Raw genomic sequence first — 23,060 nt, forward strand, 5'->3', positions numbered from 1 at the left:
CGTTTTGCGCGAGACGTCGGCCTGAGCCGACGGGCCTGTTACTCCTTATCAACCGGCATGGTGCTGACGGAAGAAAGGTAGTTGAGCAGGGCGATATCGTTGTCCACGCCAAGCTTCATCATCGCTGATTTCTTCTGGCTGCTGATGGTTTTAATGCTGCGGTTCAGTTTCTTGGCGATCTCCGTCACCAGGAAACCTTCGGCGAACAGGCGCAGCACTTCGCTCTCTTTCGGCGAGAGACGCTTGTCGCCATAGCCGCCAGCGCTGATCTTCTCCAGCAGCTTGGCCACGCTTTCCGGCGTATACTTCTTGCCTTTCTGCAGTGCGGCCAGCGCTTTCGGCAGGTCGGTTGGCGCGCCCTGTTTCAGTACGATCCCTTCAATATCCAGGTCCAGCACGGCGCTGAGGATCGCCGGGTTATTGTTCATGGTCAGCACAATGATCGACAGGTCCGGGTAGTGGCGCTTGATATATTTAATCAGCGTAATACCGTCGCCATATTTTTCACCAGGCATCGACAGGTCGGTAATCAATACATTGGCATCCAGCCTGGAGAGGCTGTTGATTAATGCTGTGGAATCTTCGAACTCACCAACAACATTGACCCATTCAATCTGTTCAAGTGACTTGCGAATACCGAACAGAACAATAGGATGGTCATCGGCAATAATTACGTTCAGGTTGTTCATATTATTGGTTACCTTGCTGCAGCAGTTCGTTGACGTAGCGGTCAATTTCACTGGTGGTATTTTTAATGTTTGAATTGTCACACTCGGTTATGTGCTGTTCTAACGTTTCACAAAGCTGCTTGCCCGGTGTCAAATTAAGCATGGCAAACACGCCCTTCAGGCGATGCGCAGTCTGAGCAAGCGAACTCAAGTCCCTTTCTGCCGCCTCATTATACAATCTCTTTACATCATCTGGTACTGTCTCAACAAACAGCTGGAAATAGCCTGGCGCGAACAGCTGCGCTGGCGCCTCCTCTTCTTCCGTTTCATCCAGGGCCAGCTGAAGCTCAATAAGCTGCAGCAGAGCGTCCTGCATAGCGCTGCTGATATTGAAGTTCACCCTGAAGCAATCGCGGGAAATCGCGGTGTAGCCTGGCTCATCATCCGTCAGCAGCAGCGACCAGGCCGTCAGGCTGCCCGGATCGTCTGTAACCAGCACATCATGATCCTGGCCGGAAAAACGCTCATCCGGCGTAATACAGCTGGCGCCCCAGTTTTCCAGCTGGCGCACCACGATCTTCCTGACCTCGTCCACATTGATATCAATCAAGGTGGTCAGCCCTTCCAGCAGCTTCTCTTCCTGAATCTGCTGATGCTCCTGAGGCGCATGAACCTGAATGCTGTAGCGCGTGCCGATATCGGGACGCGCCACAATCTCCAGATGGCCGCCAAGCTGCTTGCACAGCTGTTTACAGAGGAAAAACGCCAGTCCCGAAGCCTGACCGAAACGATCGTGGCTGGTTTCGCCGAGGAAAGGGAAATCGGTATTACCCAGCTCGTCCACCGTCAACCCGGCGCCGGTATCCACCATCTCGATAGCCAGACGATCCGGCCGGTCGGCGGCATGGCTGACCTCAATGGAAATACGGCCCCAGGTGGTGCTGGTGATCGAGTAATGTAGCAGTGTGGTGAGGATTTTATAGATCGCCCGCCGATCGCCAAAGCGGTTTTCGTCGCTGTTCAGACGATTGCTGACCACCAGCTTCAGCCCTTTACGGCGCAGCGAAGGCAGCGCTTCCGTCACCAGCTCGTCCAGCACGCTTTGCAGATTAAAGGCTTCGGCGTCCGGCGCCCAGTCGTGCGTCTCCAGGCGGTTCAGCAGCACGATATCGTCCACCAGCCGCCGCAGCGCCTGTGCTTCCTGCACCGCGTTTTCCAGCTGGTCGCCCGGCTGCGCGGACTCTATCGCCTGCAGATGGTCGATAACGTTGCTCAACGGCCGGTTCAGCGCGTGGCCCAGGTTTTGCAGCAGCTGCTGGCGCGTCTGATGGCTTTTATCCAGCACCTGCTGCGCCTTCTGCAGCTTTTTATTCACCAACAGCTCGCGATCCTGGTCGCGCATCATAAATAGCTGGGTGTTAGCCGCCAACATGCTGCGCGCGTGGCGGATCTCATAAACCTCGTTATTGACGGTCGCTTGCAGTACGCCCTGATGCTGATCGGACATATTGATAATCTTCTGCAAATTAAGATGCGGCAGCAGATGCTCGGCTATTTTATTGCTGATAATGGTGCGATTGCTGGCGAAGTCATACACCAGCAGGCCAACCGGCAGACTGGCGACAATCTCATCATTCAGAATGCGCAGCGACTCCAGCTCGGCGCTCTGGTTTTCACTGGGGCGCAGCGACTGCTGGCGCAGCAGCAGCAGCCCGGCCAGCGACAGCAGCAGCAGCACGAAGTTAGCCAGCAGCGGCCACAGCAGGTTGCGCAGCGTATCGGCGATCAAGCCCAGAATCGGCACGCGATAGACCAGCTGCAGCGGCGTGCTGGCCAGCGAAGCGGCGATCTCTACGTTGGGATTAAGCAGCGTGACCGTGGTGCTGTGCATCCCATCGTCGTCCGTGCTGGCGGTGCCGGTCACATCTTGCTTCAGCTGAAAATTCTCCAGCGGCATATTCAGCGGGATCAGATCGTTGATCGGCATATCAAAGGCGACCACCGTTGCCAGATGGCCCGGCTGATTAAAGGTGGTGCGCACGGTAAAGTAGTGATCGTTCTGCCAGGTAAAGCGGCGCAGCGGCGAAAAGCTTTCCCGTTCGTCCAGCGCGTTGGCCTGCTGGAGCATCTCCGCACGGCGCGCGTCCACGATGGAACTGATGGCGCTGTCCTTGTAGCGCGTCGCCATATCTTTCAACGGCAGGGTCGAAATCAGGATCAGGCTGTTGTCCTGGCCGTTAAGAAAATACATCGACCAGGGATTGTTCTCGGCGCCCCACAGCGTATCAAGGTAGTTAGACATGCGCAGCGTCATATCAAGCGTGCTGCTGTCGTGCGAGCCGAAGATCAACGCCTCGGTTTTGCGGCGCGTTTTCTCCAGATAGTAGACGTCAGGACGCAGCCGGGTTTCCTGCAGGCTGTTCGGCGGCGAACCGGCCGCGTTAGCCGCCAAATTTTCATAAATCTGCCAGGTTGCGAAGCGATAGGCGTCGATCCGTTTCTGCATCACATGGGCGATGTCCGCCATCGCATAGCGTTTGTCGGTCAGCCACGCGTTAACCGCGTTATGGATCATAAATCCGGACGCCAGCAGCAGCACCAGGATAAACATCACGAAAAAGCGCGTGACGTTACCCGAAGTCAATGGAAATTTGTAGGGCCTCATAGCCGTGTAACCCCAGTTAACGAGCCGTCAGTCAGGCGCAGGTATAGGCAATCTGCAGACAAAGCGCCGCAGCAAAACGCGGCAGGCGGACAGCGGTGACTCTCTGTCGATCCATACTGGCGCAGAGTTAAACTGTTATGCGGTCGCGTACGCATAAGCCAGGCGTTTGATCGTCGTGCTGCCTGCGCATTTGCGCTCGCGGTTCCGGCATCCTGAATCGTCATAAGTTCCGTTAAAAGCTTGTCGCAGTAAACGCTACTTTTTATCACATTTCGCTAAATTAAAGAAGAACGGGCCGTAGGTAGAGCATAAACAAACTAAAGGCAAACCCACAGCGCCACAGGCGTTGGTGTTAAATAACCTGAAAAAATGGCGCTGTTAACCAAATATTGTAGCTAAAGGCGATTTTACAGATAACTCCTGGTAGATCGGCCTCGATTGCGACTTAACTCAAATCATTGGCCCGCGATAGAAAACAGGCGAAAAGGCGAAGCTATCGCGTATTGACTCCGTGTATATTCTGCGCGCCTGGCCAGCTGTTCCTCTGTGCCAGCTTTCACATAAACAGATAAAATTTTGCGCTAACGTAAAAAAAATCCCGCCCGGTCCAGACGCAGAGTTTTACAAAATATCCTCCCATTTTTACATTTACGCAAATAAAAACCTTAAGCCAAATCAATTTATTAACCATTCATCACATCAGTTTTTCTTGATATTTACCGGTTCGTTTTGTGGCGACCGAATGGGGTGGATAAAAAATATTTATCTTTACGATAAAGATTAATCACGGCGATCGAGCCGGTTTTTCTTACTATCAGAAAGGCGAAAGTAAAAATAAATAGCGTATCAGCGCCTCTTTTTAACTTGTTTTTTACATTTTCATCCCCGCTGGGAACTTCATGCACCAGGTAAAGCCGCCGGTCTTCGGACAGGGTGAACTATTACTTTGCGCGCAATACTAAAGTATTTCTTTATGTTTGCGCGCGGAACATCTAAATGTTTGGTGCATAAGAGGTTACTATGGCACAGCTTACTGACGGCAGCGTGGAAATACTTTCGCGCGACGATGGCAGCGTTCTTTCTCAAATCGCGGCAGGGAACTCCAACAATACCATCCTTCTGAATCAACCTAGCGTAGTCAGGATCCACGGTACTCGTGCGATGGTGACGGAATTTGAGCGCCAGGGTAACGACCTCATTGTGCATATGCGCGACGGCAGCGTTAAACGCTACCAGCAATTCTTCTTCGATGACGTTGACGGCGATCACAGCGAACTGGTTTTCGATGATGGCGTCAATCCGCCGGAACATGCTCTGTTCCCGATCACTACTGAATTTGCCGATGCGCAGACAGCGATGGCGCTTACGCCGGAGTATGAGTCGCTTGGCTCGCTGGAGCCGCTGCTGCTGGCCGATACCGGCGCGACGACCGGCGTGGTCACGGCGGCCGGTATTGGCGCTCTGGGGCTGGGCGCGGCAGGTGTCGCCGCGCTGGCTAACGGCGGTGGTGGTGGCGGCGGCGGCGGTGGCGGAGACGATACGCCAGCGGCCACGCCGACCATTATCGTCAATCCCTTTACCGGCGACGATACGCTGACGGTCGCGGAGAAAAACGCCGATCAGACGCTGAACGGCACCACTACCGGCGCGGAAGCGGGCAACACGGTGACGGTGGTGCTTAACGGCGTGACCTACACCACGACCGTCGCCGCTGACGGCAGCTGGAGCATCACCGTTCCCGCCGCCGCGCTGGCCGCCTTGCCCGACGGCAGCAACACGCTGACCGTCAGCGTGACCAACAACGCGGGCGTCACTACCTCCACCTCCGATACCTTTACCGTTGAAGCCGGCACGGTAACGCCCGGCGCGCCTTCGATCGCTATCGGCGCCTTTGCAGGCGATGACGTGCTGGATAGCGGCGAACAGCAGCAATCGCAGACCATCAGCGGCACCACCACCAACGTACAGCAGGGTCAGACCGTTACCGTTACGCTGAATGGACAGACCTATAGTGCTACCGTGGACGGCAGCGGCGCATGGAGCGTGGCGGTTCCTGCCAGCGCATTACAGGCGCTGGCGGCAGGCACAACGACCATCACCGCTACCGTAACCGATGCAGCGGGTAACGCCGCAACCACCACGCACGACTTTACCGTTAACGCTCCTGCTTCCGTACCAACTATTACTGTCGCCGCCTTCGCAGGCGATGACGTGCTGGATAGCAGCGAACAGCAGCAGTCGCAGACCATCAGCGGCACCACCACCAACGTACAGCAGGGTCAGACCGTTACCGTTACGCTGAACGGACAGACCTATACCGCCACCGTTGACGGCAGCGGCGCGTGGAGCGTGGCGGTACCAACAACCGCGCTGCAGGCGCTGGCGGCTGGCACGGCGACTATCAACGCCAGCGTCACCGATGCGGCAGGCACCGCCGCGACCGCCTCCCGAGATTTCACCGTGCAGGCAGCAGATGCCAGCAGCATCAGCGTCGGCCAGCTGAGCGGCGACGGTTATCTCAGCATTGCGGAAGCGCAGTCCGATCTTACCGTTAGCGGCGTTTCAACCGGTTTGCCTGCCGGAACGGTGATTCGGGTAACGCTGGGCGGACGTTCTTACAACGCCAACGTCGCCGCTGACGGCAGCTGGAGCACCACGGTTCCGGCCGCCGATCTGCAGCAGCTGCCGCAGGGGCCTAATCTGGTTATCGCATCGGCGACGCTGGCAGACGGCACCGTGGTACAGAATGGCTCTGCCGCTTCGCTTAACGTGGCGACTACCGAGCCGAATGCCGGTATTAACGCGCCGTTCGGCGACAGCGTGCTAACCGGTAATGAAGCAGGCGCGGATCAGACGCTGACGGGGAATACCGGCGTGGCGGGCGCCGGACAAACGGTTACCGCGACGGTCGGCGGCACTGACTATACCGGCACGGTAAACAACGACGGCAGCTGGAGCGTCACCCTTCCGGCCAACACGCTGCAGAATCTGCCGCAGGGCAGCAACGACATTACGGTAGTGGTAACCGATCCAGCCGGCAACAGCAGCACGTCGACCACGCCGGTCAATGTGGCGACCGCCGCTCCGGCGCTTACCGTTACCCAGCCGGACGGCACGCTGAATCAAAATGATGTTACCCAACCGCTGACGCTGAGTGGCGTCAGCGCCGATGGCCAGAGCGTAGCCGTGACGCTGAATGGCGTCACCTACAACACCACGGTCAATCCTGACGGCAGCTGGAGCGTTAATATTCCGGCCTCCGATTTGCAGCAGCTCGCCGATGGCGACTACGCTATCGGCGTGGTGGCGACCGACAGCTACGGCAACAGCAGCACGCAGAGCATTCCACTGAGCGTGGACGTTACGCCGCCGACGGCAACCGTTAATCCTCTGGGCGGCGACGGCTACATTAACGCGGGTGAAGCGGCGCAGGCGCTGGATATTACCGGCACCACGCAGCCGGGCAGCACGGTGCTGGTGCGCTTCGACAGCGTTGATGTGCCTGCTACCGTAGATCCGGTCACCGGCGCATGGACGGCGACCTTAAGCGCGGACAGCCAGGCCGCTATCGCAGACGGCACCTACGTGGTCACCGTGGTCACCACCGACGCGGCTGGCAACACCAGCGAAACCTACACCACGGTGACTTATGCCACCACTACGCCGATTATCACGCTTAATGAACTGACCGCTGACGGCACGCTCGACGGCGCGGAAGTCGCGGTGGATCAGGTATTGACCGGCACCGCAACCAACGTAGCCATAGGTAGCCCAATTACCCTCACGCTGGCGGATGGCACGACCTATACCAGCACGGTGGAGCCGGGCGGCAACTGGAACATTACGCTGCCAGCCGCTACGCTGTCGGCGTTGGCCAACGGCACGCAGAACTATAGCGTTACCGTAAGCGACGCGGCGGGCAATACCGGCAATGCCACCGGCAGCTTCGATGTGGCCGTGGATAATAGCGTGCCCACGCTTGCCGTCTCGCCGGTTAGCGGCGATAACGCTATCAACGCCGCGGAAGCGCAGTCCGACCTGGTTGTCAGCGGCAGCAGCGCCGGGCTTGCCGCCGCTACGCCGCTTACCGTGACCTTTAACGGCGTCGATTATGCGACGGCCATTAACCCGGACGGCAGCTGGACGGTTACCGTGCCCGCTGCGGCGCTGGCCGACATCGCCAACGGCAGCTATCCGCTGACCGTTACCGGCACGGATGCCAACAGCAATCCGGTGACCAGCGTCAGCGACGTAACCGTGCGTACCTCATTCCCGACAGAGATCATCCTTAACTCGCCGTTTGGCGACGGCGTTCTCAACGCGGCGGAAAGTAGCGCAGCGCAAACGCTGACTGGCAACACCGGCGTAAATTTCCCCGATCAGGCGGTCACGGTAACGGTGGGCGGCGTAAGCTATCCCGCTACGGTAGACTCCACTACCGGCAACTGGAGCGTGGCGCTACTGCCTCCCGCGCTGGAGTCGCTGCAGGACGGCACGACGGACATCGTGGTAACGGTCACCGATTCGCTTGGCAACACGGCTTCCTCAACCACGCCGGTAACGGTGGATACCGCCGCGCCAGCGCTGGATGTCGCCGTACCGGGCGATAACGGCGTAATCAACGCGCAGACGCAGAATCAGCCGCTAAACGTCAGCGGCACGGCGGAGGCGGGCAGTACTATTAGCGTGGTGCTGGATGGCGTAACTTATCTCACCGGCGCGGACGCCAACGGCAACTGGAGCCTGGCGATTGCGCCTTCCACGCTGCAGTCGCTGCCGGACGGTAAATATGATATCACCGTCACCGCGACGGACGCGGGCGGCAACCAGACCACTTCGCTGACGCCGCTGACGCTGGATACCGTTGCGCCAGCGCTGACTATCGCGCCGGTTTCCGGCGACGGCTATCTGAACACGGCGGAACACGCCGCCGCCCTTGATGTAATCGGCACCGCCGAAGCGGGTGCCGCGATTGTCGTCACGCTCAACGGTCTGACCTACAATGCGGTTTCGGATGCCAATGGCAACTGGAGCGTGAGCGTGCCTGCTGCCGACGTCACTGCGCTGACGGATGGCACCTATTCAGTCAGCGTGCAGGCGACTGACGGCGCGGGCAATGCCACATCGAGCCTGCGGCCGCTGACCGTGGTAGCCGACGCCGGTTCGCAGCCAGCCATCACCGTTAATGCCTTTACGGGCGACGGCGTGCTCGACGGTGCGGAAAAAGATCTCAATCAGCTGGTGACCGGCAACACCACCAACGTGCAGGCGGGACAAATCGTTACCCTGACCATGAACGGCGAGCAGTATACCGGCACGGTGCAGGCGGACGGCAGCTACAGCGTGCTGGTTCCGGCGACGGCCTATTACGAGCTGGCTAACGGCACGCAAACCTTTACCGTAGATGTCGCTGACGTGGCGGGCAACACCGCTACGGCGGCAGGCAGCTACACCGTTGATAACACCTTCAGCGCCATCGCCATCGGCGTTATCAGCGACGACAACGCTATCAGCGCCGCCGAAGCGCAAAATCCGCTGGTGATCCACGGCAGCACCCGTTTCGTCGCTTTTGGCGCGCGCATTCTGGTACGTTTCAACAATACGGATTATGAAACTACCGCCAATAATGACGGTAGCTGGAGCGTCACCGTTCCGGCCAGCGCGCTGAGCAGTTTGCCAAACGGCAACCAGACGGTTACGGCGACGGCGACCGACATCAACGGCAATGTGCTCACCACCACGCAGAGCCTGGATGCCGCCGTCAACCCTGACTTCACCGTCACGCTGAACCCGCCGTTCGTCGACGGCACGCTGAACGGCGCGGAAGCGCTCAGCGATCAGCCGCTTTCCGGCACGACCGGCGTCGGCGGCAGCGGCCAGAGCGTCAGCGTGGTGCTGAACGGCATTACCTACAACGCCAGCGTCGACGCAGACGGCAACTGGTCGCTGACGCTGCCGAACGCGGTACTCCAGGGACTGCCGCAGGGCGATAACACGCTGACGGTGACCGCCACCGATCCGGCAGGCAACACCTCATCACTGATCAATACCTTTACTGTTGATACCGCCACGCCAGTGCTGACGCTGAACGCGATTGCGGAAGACAATCGCCTGAACCAGGCGGAACAGGGCCAGGCATTGACGGTGACAGGCAACGGCGAAGCGGGCGACGTAGTGACGCTGGTGCTGAATAACGTCACCTATACCGCCACGGTCGCCGGTACCGGCAGCTGGAGCATCGAACTGCCGGCGGCGGCGCTGCAGGCGTTGACCGACGGCAGCTATCCGATTTCAGTCAGCGTGGTGGACACGGCGGGCAACGTTTCCTCGCTGACCCGCACGCTGGATGTGGATTTGACGCCGCCAGCGGTCACGGTGAACACTGTCTCTACCGACGGTTACCTTAGCGCCGCCGAAACCAGCCAGCCGCTGGTGGTCAGCGGAACAGGCGAAACCGGCAACACCGTTGCCGTCGAGCTGAACGGCACCACCTATAACGCTATCGTCGGCGCCGACGGTCAGTGGACGCTGACCGTGCCGAACACGGCGGTGAACGCGCTGGCGGAAGGCAGCTATACGCTGACCGTTACCGCCAGCGACGCGGCGGGCAATACTACCGTCACCAGTACGCCGCTGGTGGTGGATACCAGCGCGCCGGTTATCGCCGTCAACGACCTGACCGATAACAATATTATCGACGGGGCGGAACAGCAGACCGATCAGCTGCTTAGCGGTACGGTGACCAATGCCGAAGCGGGTCAGCCGTTAACGGTCACGCTTAACGGCGTCGATTACGCCACCACGGTACAAACAGGCGGCGGCTGGCAGGTCACGATCCCGGCTGCCGATCTCGCCGCGCTCGCCAACGGCACGCAGACGCTCAGCGTTACCGTGACCGATCTGGCGGGCAACAGCAGCACCGTGGATAAAACCTTCACCGTAGACAATACCCTGAGCAGCGTGGCGTTCGATCCGCTGAGCGACGATGGCTATTTGAATGCGCTTGAGGCGCAGACGGATCTGACCGTCACCGGTTCAGCGGCGAACGTCGCGGAAGGCAGCACGGTGACCTTTACTCTCGGCGGACAAACCTACACCGGCACCGTAGCCGCTAACGGCAGCTGGACGGTAACCGTTCCGGCAGCGGATCTGCAGGCGCTGCCGGAAGGCCCACAGACGGCGACTGCCAGCGTGACGGCGCAGGACGGTAGTACCGTCACCAGTGAAAGCTCGCTGAATGTCTATGTCGATCGCGTGCCGACTCCTACGCTGGAAACGCCGTTTACCGACGGCATTTTAACCAGTGATGAAGCGGGCGTGGCGCAGACGCTCACCGGCACCACGGGCCAGGAGGGCGACGGCCAGACGGTGACGGTGAACATTGGCGGCACGGACTACACTGCCACCGTCAACAGCTCCGGCATCTGGACGCTGGATCTGGCGCCAGCCGTGCTGCAGGCGCTGCCACAGGGCCAGTCTGCGGTCACGGTGACGGTAAGCGACGTGGCGGGCAATACCGCCGCCATTACGCCAGCGCCGACTATTACCGTTGCTACTACGCTGCCAGCGCTGACGCTCGATCCGGTGGCCGGCGGCGATAACATTATCAACACGGAGGAGCAGGGCGCTCCACTGGCAATTAGCGGTACGGGAACCGCAGGCAACGATATTACCGCGACGCTGAACGGCGTGGAGTACACCACCACGGTAGATACGGATGGCAACTGGAGCCTGAACGTGCCTGCTGCCGATCTCGCCGCGCTGGCTGACGGCCCTTATACGCTGCAGGTGAACGCCAGCGACGCTTTCGGCAACGTCGTTACGCAAAATGTTGGCGTTTCTGTTGATACGGCGGCACCGACCTTTACGGTGGATCCGGTTACCGGCGACAACACCATTGACAGCGCCGAACAGGCTCAGGCGCAAACTATTACCGGCTCGGGCAGCGAAGGCGACACTATCTCCGTCACGCTGGGCGGCGATACCTTTACCACTACCGTACCGGCTGGCGGTCAGTGGTCGGTCAGCGTACCGGCCAGCACGCTGGCCAACCTGACCGAAGGCGATAACACGCTGACCGTGGCGGCGACCTCGCCAGCGGGCAACACCACCAGTCAGGACTCCACCATCACCCTGGCGTCCGGCGTGGATATCGCGCTGATTATCAATCCGGTTGCCGGCGACGATATCATCAATGCCGCCGAAGCGGCGCAAGGGGTCACCGTGACCGGCAGCGTGCCGGATGACACTACGGCAGTCGTGGTAACGTTTAACGGAACGGACTACCCGGCGACCGTCGGCGCCAACGGCTTGTGGAGCGCGGCTATTCCGGCGTCGGCGCTGGCTGGCGTGGCGGACGGCGACTATCAGCTTACCGTGACCGCCTCGCCTGCGGGCGGCGGTACGCTGGCTCTTCCTTATACCGTCACGCTGGCAACCGCCGCGCCGGTACTGAGCGTGGAAGCGATCTCCGGGGATAACCTGCTGAATGCCGCCGAACAGATTCAGCCGCTGGATATCACCGGCACGGGCACCGCAGGCGACAGCGTGCGGGTAACGCTGAACGGCAATATTTATAGCGCTACCGTGGACGGCGACGGCAACTGGACGATTACCGTACCGGCCACGGATACGCTGGCGCTGACCGACAGTAGCTACCCGGTCACCGTCACCGCGACAGACGCGGCGGGCAACGCCACTACGCAAACCAGCACGCTGGCGGTCGATCTAATCGCACCGGTGCTAACGGTTAATCCGCTTAGCGGCGATGGCCTGCTGAATGCCGAAGAGCAGGCGCAGCCGCTTACCGTCAGCGGGACGGCGGAAAACGGCGCGACCATTACCGTCACGCTGGAGGGAACAGATTATACCGCCACGGCGGGCGCTAACGGACAGTGGACGCTGGATATTCCGGCAGCCGATCTGGCCGGACTGACCAATGGCGACTACACGCTAACCGTTACGGCGGCCGACGCGGCGGGCAACGTCACGACTCAGCAGAGCGCGCTGACGGTGGTAGCCGACGCCGACACGCTGCCGACGCTGACGCTGGATAATTTCGCCGGTAACAACATTCTGGATGGCGCTGAACAGCAGGTCAGCCAGCAGCTCAGCGGCACTGCCACTAACGTTCAGCCTGGTCAGATCGTGACCGTTACGCTGAACGGCCAGACCTACACTGGCGAAGTGCAGGCCAGCGGCGCCTGGAGCATCACTATTCCTGCAGCGACGCTGGCGGAGCTGCCGTCGGGCACGCAAAACTACACCGTTTCCGTGGGCGACGCGGCGGGCAATCCGGCGACCGCCTCCGGCAGCTTTGATGTCAATACCGACATCAGCGCGCTGGCCATCAACCCAATTAGCAACGACGGCTATCTGAACGCCACAGAAGCGCAGAGCGATCTGACCATCAGCGGCGTGGTATCGAACGTGCCTGAAGGCAATACCGTTACGGTAACGCTTAACGGCGTCGACTACACCACAGCCGTAACCACCGGCGGTAGCTGGAGCCTGACCGTTCCGGCCGCCGATCTGGCCACGCTGCCGGATGGCGCGCAGACCGTCAGCGCCAGCGTGTCGGATGCTGCAGGCAACGCGATCGCTACCGAAGCGACGCTGAATGTCGCCATCGCCACGCTGCCGACGCTAAGTACAGATACGCCGTTCATCGACGGCACGTTGAATGCGGATGAGGCTGGCGTGGCCCAGACGCTGACCGGCACCACTGGCGTGACGGGCGACGGCCAGAGCGTTGGTATCGCCATTAACGGCAATCTCTACACCGGTACCGTCGACAGCGACGGTAACTGGAGCGTTGTGCTGCCGCCGCAAATACTGCAGACGCTGCCGCAGGGCGACACGATTACCACTGTCTCCATCAGCGACGCGGCGGGCAATACGGCGACTGCCGCACTAACCCTTAGCGTGGATACGCTGCCGCCTGCGGTGACCGTTAACGCTATCGCCGACGACAATATCGTCAACGCGGCCGAGCAGGCTAACGATCTGCCTGTTAGCGGAACAGGCGAGGCGAACGCCGCTATCGTCGTCACGCTGAACGGCACCGACTATGCCACAACGGCCGATGCGGACGGCAACTGGACGCTAACCATTCCGGGCGCCGATCTGGCGGCTCTGCCGGACGGCAGCTACGTTGTGACCACCACCGCCACCGATTCGGCAGGCAACGCCACCACTACCGACAGCCCGCTGACGGTGAAAGCCAGCGCGGCCGCGCTGCCGACAATCGCTGTCGATCCTTTCACCGGCGACGACGCGCTTAACGGTGCCGAGCAGCAGTCCGCACAATATCTTAGCGGCACCACTACCAACGTTGAGGCAGGCCAGCAGCTTACTGCGACGCTGAACGGCGTGGCTTACTTTACCCGTGTGGAAGCCAGCGGCGCGTGGCGCGTGGCGATCCCTTCCACAGCGCTGGCCGCGTTGGCCGATGGTACGGCCACCTTTACCCTGGCGGTCAGCGACGCGGCGGGCAATCCGGCTACCCTCGGTTACGATATAACGGTAGACAGTACTGCCGCCGGTATCAGCCTCGATCCGCTCAGCGGTGACGGCTACCTGAATGCGACAGAGGCGCAGGATCCGCTTATCGTTACCGGCACCTCCGTAGGCGTGCCGCAGGGCGCGGCGGTGACCGTTGATTTTAACGGCCAGACTTTTACCGGCACGGTAGGTGCCGGCGGAACATGGAACGTGGTTATTCCGGCCGCCGCGCTGGCGGGCCTGGCGGATGGCGCCAGCACGCTGACGGCTACCGTGACCGAAACCGGCGGCGCGACGGCCACCACAACCGGCACGCTTAACGTACAGGTTAACGAGCTGCCAGCGGCGGCGGCAGACGCGCCGTTTAACGACGGCGTCCTGAATGCCGCTGAGGCGGCGGGCGATCGCACGCTAACCGGCTCCACTGGCGTGGCGGGCGACGGCCAAACCGTCACCGTGGTCGTGGGCGACACCACCTATACCGGCGTGGTGGACGGTAACGGCAACTGGAGCATCACTCTTCCAGCCACGAAACTGCAGGCGCTGCCGCAGGGCGATACGACGCTGCAGGTCACCGTCGTCGATGCTGCCGGCAACACCAGCTCGGTCGGCGTGCCGGTCACCGTGGATACCGTCGCGCCGACCCTGACGCTTGATGCGATAGCGGGCGACGGCGTGGTCAACGCCAGCGAAGCTGCGGCGGACATTACCGTCAGCGGCGGCAGCGCAGGCGCGGAAGAAGGGCAGATCGTCACCGTTTCCCTGAACGGACAGAACTACACTACCGCCATCGCGGCGGACGGCAGCTGGAGCCTGGCGCTGCCAGCGGGTCTGCTACAGGCCTCGCCGGACGGTACTTATCCGCTTACCGTCACCCTTAGCGACGCGGCAGGCAACACGGCGACGGCCGCGACAGATATTACGCTTTCCACTGTAGCGCTGCAGCCAACGCTGGATACGGCGTTCGGCGACACTTATGTCAGCCTTACCGAAGCGCAGAGCGACCAGACGCTGAGCGGCACCACCGGCGCCACCGGCGCAGGCCAAACTATTACGGTCAATATCGCCGGAACGGACTACGCCGCCACGGTGGCTAACGACGGTAGCTGGACGCTGCCGGTCAGCGCCGCCACGCTGCAGGCGCTGGGCGAAGGCGTTCAGACCCTCACCGTGACCGCCACCGATGCGCAGGGCAATACGGGCGTGATTACCTCCGCTATTGCCGTCGACTATACGGCGCCAACGCTGACGCTCGATCCGATCGCGGGCGACAACACCATCAACGCGGCGGAAAGCGTGGGGCCGGTTGCCATTACCGGCACGGCTTCCACAAGCGAAGCGGGCCAGCTGGTCACCGTCACCTTTAACGGCATAAATTATCAGCAGACGGTGCAGGATGACGGCAGCTGGACGGTCAACCTGCCTTCCAGCGTCACTCAGGGTATTGCGGATGGGGATTATCAGGTCGGCGTCAGCCTGACGGATGCGGCGGGCAACGTCACTGCTCTGGCGCAGACGGTCACCGTTACCGCCAGCCAGGCAGTTCTGCCAGTGTTAACGCTCGATCCGATCAGCGGCGACAGCTATGTGAACCAGAGCGAAGCGGGCGCGGATCTGATCGTGACCGGCACCGTCACTAACACCGCCGAAGGGCAGACCGTAACCGTAACGCTTAACGGTACGACCTATACGGGAGTGGTTCAGGCCGATGGCAGCTGGTCTGCCACGATACCGGCAGCTGATATCGGCGCGCTGGACGACGGCGCGCAAACGCTCGCCGCCACGGTAGTGAATGAAATAGGCAATATCGGTGGCGCTTCCGCTGCCTTTACCGTTGTCGCTCAGACGGCGGATCTGCCGACAATAGCCGTTAATCCGGTAACCAATGACGATGTTGTTAACAGTCAGGAAGCGCAAAGCGACGTGCAGATTACCGGCACCAGCCAGCGCATCCCGGAAGGCGGCGTAGTTACCGTCACGCTGAACGGCGCGACCTATACCGGCACGGTTGACGCAGACGGCAACTGGACGGCGACCGTGCCTGCGGCGGATGTGCAGGCGCTGGCGCAGGGCAGCAATACCTTTACCGCCAGCGGCAGCGATGCGGCGGGCAATGTGGCGACAACAACTGCCGACTTTACCGTCGATACCGCTGCGCCGACGCTGGAAGTGGCGCTCAGCGCGGGTGCCGACAACATCCTGAACGCGGCGGAAGCGACGGCCGGTCTGGTGGTCAGCGGCACGACCGAAGCTGGCCTGCCGGTTAGCGTCACCCTTAATGACAAAGTTTACGCGGCCACGGCGGATGAGAACGGTGCCTGGAGCGTGACTATCGCCAATGGCGATCTGGCGGCGCTCAGCGACGGCTCAAATCCGCTTACTGTCACGGTAACGGACGCCAGCGGCAACGTGTCCACTAATATCACCGATCTTAACGTAGCGATTAACGCGCTGCCGACGCTGACGCTGGACACGCCGTTTACCGACGGCCTGGTCAACGCCACCGAAGCGGCGGCGGAGCAAACGCTGACCGGCGCGGCGACCAACCTTGCGGCCGGCACGGCGGTCACCGTAACCCTCGGCGATCAGACCTATAACGGCGTAGTCAATCCCGACGGCGCCACCTGGAGCGCTACGGTGCCGGCAGGCACGCTCAGCGGGCTGGCCGATGGCCTCTATCAGCTGACGGTAACGAGCGCGGACGTGGCGGGCAACCCGGCAACGGCGGCAGCCAGCGTTGAGGTGCTGGCGGCGACGGTGCCGACAGCCTCCATCAACACGCCGTTCGCTGACGGTCTGCTCAATGCTGCCGAAGCGGGCGTCGAGCAAATTATCAGCGGCGGCACCGGCGTTACCGGCGCAGGCCAGACGGTCACGCTGACTATCGACGGCACCACCATTCCTGCCACGATAGACAACAACGGTAACTGGACAGCGACGCTGACGCCTGAGCTGGCAGCCACGCTGGGCAACGGCGAACACACCATCGACGTTACGGTCGCTGACGCCGCGGGCAACGCCAGCAGCAGCGCGCTGACCTATACCGCCATCGTTACCGGCCTGCCGTCGCCGACGCTCGCCGCGCCTTTCAATGATAACGTGCTGAACGCCGCTGAAGCGGCAGCGGGGCAGACGCTGACCGGCAACACGGGCGCCACCGGCGCGCAAACCGTCAGCGTCGATATCAACGGCACTGCCTATAACGCCACGGTCGATCCCGCTACCGGCGACTGGACGCTGCCGCTGAGCGCGAGCGTACTGACGACGCTGCCGGACGGCACGCTGCCGATTACGGTCACGGTTACGGACGCCGTAGGCAACGTCGCCACGGCCAGCGATACGGCGCTGGTGGCCGTTAACGCGCTGCCTGCCGTCACTATCGATCTGCCGTTCACCGATGGCCTGCTCAACGTTGCGGAAGCGGCGACAACGCAGACGCTGAGCGGCAACACCGGCCTGGTAGCGGCTGGACAGACGGTCGCCGTCGCTATTGATGGGGGCGCGCCGCTGACGGCCACCGTCAACGATAACGGCAACTGGACGCTGGATCTCACTTCCGAACAGCTGACGGCGCTGGGCAGCGGCAACCATACCTTTGCGGTCACCGCCACCGACAGCGCGGGCAACGCCGACACGGCGACGCTGAGTTTCGACGCGCTGCTGGCGCTGCCGCAGCCGACCATCAGCTCACCGCTGTTTACCGACGGCATTCTGAATATCGCCGAGGCGGGTTCAGCCATTACGCTGGCAGGGACTACCGGCGTGACCGGCGCAAATCAGGGCGTTCAGCTGCAAATCGACGTGGCCGGCATTACCTATACCGGCAGCGTAGACGCCAGCGGCAACTGGACAGTGGATTTACCGGCAGGCGCGTTGAGCACGCTGAATGACGGCACGCACACTGTAGACGTCACCGTTATTGATGCGGCAGGCAACGTCAACACCAGCACGCTCGGCTTTACCGCAGCGCTGACTGCGCCGACGCCGACGCTGGACGTGCCGTTTGCCGATACCTACCTCAATGCTGCGGACGTGGCGGCTGGCGCTTCGCTAACCGGCACTACGGGATTAACGAGCGACGGTCAAACGGTAACGGTGACGCTGGGCGGGACTAACTATCCGGCGACGGTGGGTGCGGATGGCAACTGGACGCTGGCGCTGACGCCAGCGCAGCTGAGCACGCTGCCTCAGGGCGCGCAGAACTACACCGTGACGGTTGCGGACGTGGGCGGCAATACCGCGACGGCGACGGGCAGCTTTACTCTTGATACGGCGTTGCCGACTGTCGCTATCACGCCGTTTACCGGCGATGGCGCGCTGACCTATCAGGAGAGCCTGACCACACAAACGCTGAGTGGTACCACCACCGGCGCGGAAGAAGGCCAGCCGGTCACGGTCACTATCGGCACGGCGACCGTGACTGGCGTGGTCGCCGCTGACGGCAGCTGGTCGGTGAACCTGACGCCGGAAATCCTGGCGCAGCTGGGCAACACTGGCGATACCGGCACCATTACTGCGACGGTGGCTGACGTGGCGGGCAACGCTGGCACAGCGACCGCCAGCGTGGCGGTGGATCTGACGCCGCCAGCAACGCCGTTCCTGACGCTGGACCCCATTTCCGGCGACAACATTATTAACAGTACGGATGGCGCGACGCTGACGGTCAGCGGCACCTTCGCCAATCTGCCCGCCACCGGCGGCGTGGTAACGGGCACCGTAGCGGTAAGCATTAATGGCGTGGCGCAAACCGCCACGGCCACGGTCAACAGCGAAAACGGCACCTGGACGCTGACCGTGCCGAATACGGTAGCGAATATTGCCGAAGGAACGGCTACGGTAACGGCCACCCTGAACACCGATCAGGGCACCACGCTGAGTACCAGCAGCCAGGTGCTGGTGGATCGCATTGCGCCAACGGTGACCATCAACGCCTTTGCGGGCGATGATGTGCTGAACGGCACGGAAGCGGCGGCGACCCAGACCATCAGCGGCACGGCTTCTACCAGCGAAGCGGGCCGGGCGGTCGAGGTAACGTTGAACAGCAAAACCTACACGGCGGTGGTGCAGGCGGACGGCAGCTGGTCAACTACGGTGCCTTCAGGCGATCTGCTGGCGCTGGCGCAAAACGGCCAGACCATTAACGCCACCCTGACCGACGCGGCGGGTAACACCGGCACGGTGACGCGCGACTTTACGGTCGACACCGGCGCGCCGGTGATTCAGGCGGACGCGCTGTTGGGCGACAACCTGCTGAACGCGACGGACATCCTGACCACGCAGGTGCTGACCGGTACGGCAAGCGGCGCGGAAGGTCAGACTATCGGCCTCTACCTGGGCGACGGCTCGCCAATCGCCACGGCGCTGGTCAATCAGGACGGCACCTTCAGTCTGAATTTAACGCCGGAAGTGCTGGGCAGCCTCACCGATGGCACGCTGGTGTTCGGCCTGCGGGTTAGCGATGCGGCGGGCAACGCCACCGACGCCACGCTGACGGTGAATAAAGTCGTCAACGCGGCGCTGAATCTGGTGGTGGATTCCGTCTTTGGCGATGGCTTCCTGAACGCGGTCGATACTACGGTCGCGCAAACCATCACCGGTGTGGCGACCTCAGCCGGGATCGGCGCAACCGTCTCGCTGGCGCTGGGCGGTACCACGCTGACGGCTAACGTCGGCCAGGACGGCCGCTTCGCGCTGGTGGTGCCACCAAGCCTGCTTGGTCTGTTAAGCGATGGCGACACCGCGCTGAATATTGTGCTGACCGACGCGGCGGGCAATACCCGTACCGTGGGCGAAACCGTCACCACCATTCTGGAAGCGCCGGTCATCAACGCGCTGACCGGCCTGTTTGGCGGCGATAATCTGCTGAATATTGCGGAAGCGGCGGTAGCGCAGACCGTTGGCGGCACTATCAACGGCACCACAGGTTCCACTGTGACCGTTACGCTGGGCAGTAAAACTTACCAAACGACGCTGCAGGCTGGCGGCGCCTGGAACGTTACTATTCCGGCGCTGGATTTGACGGCGCTGACCAATGGCAATCAGACGTTAGGCGTATCGGTTACCGATCCGGCGGGCAATACCTCTTCCACCTCCGCGACCATCGGCATCTTTACCGCGCAGCCGTCGATTACGCTTAACCCGATCTTTGGCGACGGCATCCTGAATATCGCGGACGCGCTGACCAATCAGACCATCAGCGGGACGGTCAATAACGTGGCGGCTGGCTCGACCATCAACCTGACGCTGGGCAACTCAACTGTGCAGGCAACGGTAGGACAGAATGGCGCCTTCACGGCCACGGTCACGCCAGACATCCTGGGGACGTTGACCAGCGGCACCCTGACCGTGGGCGCCAGCGTCACCGACGCGGCGGGCAACAGCGCTTCCACCACGGGCAACCTTGTCGCTAAGCTAACCGCGCCGGTTGTCAGTATTGCGCAGCTGTTTGGCGATGGCCTGCTGAACGCAGCGGACGCGGCGCTGGGCCAGACCATCAGCGGCACCGTGAGCAATGCCGAAGCAGGTTCCAGAGTGGTGGTTTCGGTCGGCGGCACGCAGCTTGTCACCACGACGGCGGCGAACGGCAGCTTCAGCGTCGCCTTGACGCCGACGATATTGAAAGGCCTGACCGATGGCAACCTGACCGTTGGCGTCAGCGTCACCGACAGCGCGGGCAACACCAGTTCGGCTACGGCTGGCGCGGTGGTCGGCCTCACGCTGCCAACAGTGACGCTGAATCCGGTCTTCGGCGGCGACGGGGTGCTTAACCTGGTGGAATCACTGGTGACGCAGACCATCAGCGGTACGGCTACCAACGTTGCGCAGGGATCGACGGTTACTATCAGCCTGGGCAACACCACGGTGACCACCACGGTCGGCGCCAACGGCGCCTATAGCGCGCAGGTATCGCCAGCCATTCTCAGCACGCTGCTGGACGGCAACCTGACGGTAGGCGTCTCCGTCACCGATGCGGTCGGCAACACTGCTAATACCAGTGCGGGCGTGCGGGTCGGCATTCACACTACGCCAAGCCTGACGGTGAACACCGTATTCGGGGACAGCGTGCTCAGCGCTAACGATATCAACACCGTCCAGACCATTAGCGGTACCACTCGCAACGTGTCGGCAGGATCGATCGTCACCGTGACGCTGAACGGCAAAACCTACACCGCCGCGGTTAACAGCGGCGGCGGCTGGACGCTGAACGTGCCGAAAGCGGATCTTAGCGCGCTGGCTAACGGCGTGCTGACGGTCAACGCCTCGGTCACGGACAGCTACGGCAACGTCGCCAGCAACACCGGGCAGCTGGTGGTTATCGCCCAGACGCCGCCATCGGTTACCATTTCCAGCATCTTTGGCGATGGCCTGCTGAGCGCCGCCGATGCGCAGAGCGCGCAAACCATCACCGGTTCCTCCAGCAATGCCGAAGGCTCGATTCTGACCGTGCGTGTCGGTACGGCAACGCTGAACACCACCATCAGCGCTAACGGCACCTGGAGCGTAACCGTACCGGCAGCGACGCTGGCCGCGCTGCCGGACGGCACCACGACGGTGACCGCCAGCGTCACCAACGCCGTCGGCAACACCGGATCGGGTTCCGATACGGCGATAGTGAAAACCCATACGTTGCCAAGCGTGGCTATCACCAACAGCACGGTATTCGGCGGCGATCACTATCTCAATCTGAGCGAAGCCAACGTTGCCGAAACCATCAGCGGCACCTCGACCAACGCGGTAGGCAGCACGGTGACGGTGAACCTGGCGGGAAATACCTTTACCACAACGGTAGGCGCAAACGGCGCATGGAGCGTTTCTATCCCTTCAGCGACGCTGAAAGCGCTGGCGGACGGTAGCTATACCATCACCGCCACCGTGACCGACGCGGTAGGCAACACCTCGACCGGCAGCGACACCTTTACCGCGAAGACCCACAACCTGCCGGTAGTTGGCGTCGATCCGGTAACGAGTCTGGTGAGCGTTCTGGTTACCGGCCTGACCATTACCGGCGGCACGCTCAACCTGGCGCAAGGCTCTACGGTCAACGTCACGCTGAACGGCACCACGCAAACCGCCACAACGGATGCGCTGGGCCGCTATAGCGTGAAATTCACCGGCGGACTGTTGAGCACGCTCGATCTGAACTCGCGCGTTACCGTGTCGGCTACCGACGTGGCAGGTAACCCAACTACCACCACGACAACGCTGCTGTTGGGCTCGCTGCTGCCGGCAACCGGCACTGCCGCCGCAACGGCTCTGCTGGCGGTAGCGGCGGATGATGCTGTCGCCGTCGCCTCTGCGGACACCAGCGATTCCGGCACTACCGACGCTTCTGCGGTAACGGTTTCCGCAAGAGCGGCGACGGTGAGCACAGAGAGCAGTGATAGCGACAGCGTTGCCAGCGTGACTGCGGATAGCACTACTACTGACGCCACCACCACGGTAAGCGATAGCGCTTCTTCAGGTAGCGCCGCCGTCATTGACGACAGCGGCTACAGCATTGGCGGCGTTGTGGTCACGCTGGCGGATGGGCAGACGGTAGAGGGCGCTTCGGTAACGGGCAGCAGCGGCAGCGATACCGTGACGCTCAGTACGCTGAACTTCACGCATATCGACGGCGGCGCGGGCACCGATACGCTGGTGCTCAACGGCGAACATATGACGCTGGATCTCACCGCGCTCGGACTGAAGGTAGAGCATATAGAAATCATCAACTTAGGCCAAAGCGGCACCAACAGCGTCAAGCTGGATCTCAACGAGGCGCTGAACATCACCGATAAACAGAGTGACGATCTCATCATCAAGGGGGTAACAGGCGATCAGGTCACACTGGCTAACGGCGACGGCGGCACCTGGGCCACGACCGCACAACGCACGGTAGATGGGCAGACATTTGATGTCTATCACAACTCGGCGCTGGATGCGGCCAACACGCTGGGCGACGTGCTGATTCAGCATAATCTGCAGGTTCATTTGGTGTAGTAAAGCAAGTCCTGCGCGAGCGAAACGCTGCTCGCGCAGGACATCTATATATTAGAAGGAGTTATTATTACGGGCGGCGAAAACAGGCTGAATAAAACGAAAGGAAAGGAAAGTTTTATTATTTTTTCGTAAAGTGACCGTAAAGACATTATTAAGAAATAATGGTGTTTCAGACAACTTTCCAGATTTACACCAGTAGTAAAGTATGTCTCCTGAGACTAGCTTATCCCCTATCCGGCGTCGAC

The 23,060-nt window shown here is 61.3% G+C and carries 3 protein-coding genes; 1 reads left to right on the top strand and 2 read right to left on the bottom strand.

The features are described 5' to 3' along the window. Positions 1-38: 38 nt before the first annotated feature. On the bottom strand, positions 39-689 hold the full coding sequence (gene rcsB / locus MKZ79_RS00705) for a response regulator transcription factor RcsB (RefSeq protein WP_336139207.1): 651 nt from the start codon (positions 687-689) through the stop codon (positions 39-41). Position 690: 1 nt separating this feature from the next. Further along, positions 691-3,333, bottom strand: coding sequence for a phosphotransferase RcsD (rcsD, locus tag MKZ79_RS00710; RefSeq protein ID WP_336139209.1), 2,643 nt, complete (start codon positions 3,331-3,333; stop codon positions 691-693). A 1,020-nt stretch (positions 3,334-4,353) separates the two neighbouring features. Here rcsD and MKZ79_RS00715 point away from each other — a divergent pair. After that, entirely contained in the window at positions 4,354-22,815 is an 18,462-nt protein-coding gene (locus MKZ79_RS00715; RefSeq protein ID WP_336139210.1) for an Ig-like domain-containing protein, read from the top strand. Positions 22,816-23,060: the final 245 nt, after the last annotated feature.

The sequence above is a fragment of the Erwinia sp. CGal63 genome (genome assembly GCF_037026505.1).
GTDB lineage: Bacteria > Pseudomonadota > Gammaproteobacteria > Enterobacterales > Enterobacteriaceae > Erwinia.

Bases quoted from the DNA above. Each gene is read 5' to 3' on its own strand.
- rcsB (WP_336139207.1), bottom strand. From the start codon at position 689: ATGAACAACCTGAACGTAATTATTGCCGATGACCATCCTATTGTTCTG.
- rcsD (WP_336139209.1), bottom strand. From the start codon at position 3,333: ATGAGGCCCTACAAATTTCCATTGACTTCGGGTAACGTCACGCGCTTT.
- MKZ79_RS00715 (WP_336139210.1), top strand. From the start codon at position 4,354: ATGGCACAGCTTACTGACGGCAGCGTGGAAATACTTTCGCGCGACGAT.